Below are 1,993 nucleotides of genomic sequence, written 5' to 3'. Positions count from 1 at the left end.
GATCCGTCCTCGAGCCCGCTCCCGCACAGGAATCGGTGCCTGTCGCGCGGTACTCCTGCCTGCACGGGGGCCCGGGTCATCACTCCGGCTCCGGCTGCTCCTCCTCCGACTGGGACGGTGCGGCGCTCTCGCCCTCGCTGAGGCCGAAGCGCCGGTGGAAGCGGCGCAACGGGGCCGGGGCCCACCAGGTGGCGCGGCCGGTGAGCCGCATGATGGCCGGGACCAGCAGGCTCCGGACCACCATCGCGTCCATCAGCACCGCGAGGGCGATACCGAGGCCCAGCATCTTGGTGTTGGTCACCCGGGAGGTGCCGATGGCGACCATCACCACCGCGAGGATGACCGCGGCCGCGGTGATCAGCCCGCCGGTGCGCTGGAGTCCGTGGCGCACGGCCGCGTCGTGGTCGCCCGTGCGGTCGTACTCCTCCTTGATGCGGGAGAGCAGGAACACGCCGTAGTCCATGGAGAGGCCGAAGGCCACGCAGAACATCAGGACGGGCAGGGTGGTCTCGATGGAGCCGGAGCTGGTGAAGCCGAGCGCGCCGGACAGATGGCCGTCCTGGAAGACCCACACCACCGCGCCGAACATCGCCGTCAGGCTGAGCGCGTTGAGCACCACGGCCTGCAGGGGTATCAGCACGCTGCCGGTGAGCAGGAAGACCAGCAGGAGGGTGACCACGGCGATGAACAGGGCCGCCCAGGGCAGGCCTTCGGCTATCGCGTGCTTGGTGTCGACCAGCACGGCGGCCGTGCCGGTCACCTTGGTGCCGAAGGGGGCGTGCAGGGCGCGCAGGTCGCCGACCAGGCGCTGGGCGGCGTCGTCCACGGCCTCGCCCCTCGGCTGGACGGTGAAGTACGCCGCGTCGCCCCTCACCAGCGGGCCGTCCACCCGGACCACCTCGTGCAGTTCGGCCACCCGCTGCTTGTAGGCGGCGTACTGGGCCTGGGTGGCCCTGCCCTCGGCGAGGACCTCCAGGCCGCCGCCGGGGCTGCCCGGGAAGTCCGCGCGCAGGTGCTGCTGCACCACGTGGGACTCGGCGGTCGAGGGGAGCTGACGGTCGTCCGCGGTGCCGAACTTCACGCCCATGAAGGGCAGTCCGAGGATCACCAGGAGGGCGGTGGTGCCGAGCGCGAAGAGCGGGGCGCGCCGCATCACCAGGCCGGCGGTGCGCGCCCAGGTGCCGCCCCCCTCCGGCTTCGGCCGCCGGCCGCGCCGGAACAGACGGCGCAGGTCGAGGGAGTTGACCCGGTGGCCGAGCAGCATCAGCGCCGCCGGGAGCAGGATCAGGGCGGCGGCGGCCGCGAGCAGGACCACGGCGATGCCGGCGTAGGCGAAGGACCGCAGGAAGTACTGCGGGAAGACCATCATGGCGGCCAGGGACACCGCGACCGTCAGGGCGGAGAAGAGCACCGTGCGGCCGGCCGTGCGCAACGTCGTGCCGATCGCGGTCAACGGCTCGGCGCCGGTGGCCAGTTCCTCGCGGTAGCGGCGGACGATGAAGAGCGCGTAGTCGATGGCGAGGCCGAGGCCGAGGGCCGTGGTGAGGTTCAGCGCGAAGACGGAGACGTCGGTGAAGGACGTCAGGCCGCGCAGCACGGCGTTCGTGCCGAGGATGGCGACGACGCCGATGCCCAGCGGGAGCAGGGCCGCGACCGCGCTGCCGAAGACCATCACGAGCAGCACGAGGGTGATCGGCAGGGCGATCATCTCGGCTCGGGTGAGGTCCTCCTTGATGATCGTCTGCATCTCGTGCCGTACCGCGACGATGCCGCCGACCTTCACCCGGACCGGGCCGTGCGCGCCCCGGTAGTGGGGGGCTATGCGGTCCAGGGTTCTGGCCATGGTGTTCTCGTCGCCGGTGATGCGGGCGGCGATCAGTGCCTCGTGGCCGTCCCCGGCGCGCAGGGCGGGCGCTCCGGTCCCCCAGTAGGAGCCGACGCCGGTGGTGTTGGGAGATCTGCCAGGCTCCAGCGCCGATCACGGCCAGCACGC

General features: G+C 72.2%; 1 pseudogene. It reads right to left on the bottom strand.

What is annotated here, in order from left to right:
• Nucleotides 1-79 precede the first annotated feature (79 nt).
• Nucleotides 80-1,945: pseudogene (locus ACWEN3_RS45890) on the bottom strand (MMPL family transporter); the annotation flags it as partial.
• Nucleotides 1,946-1,993 lie beyond the last annotated feature (48 nt).

Source organism: Streptomyces sp. NPDC004561, assembly GCF_053602155.1.
This window is presented reverse-complemented; position numbering and strand designations above follow the sequence as displayed.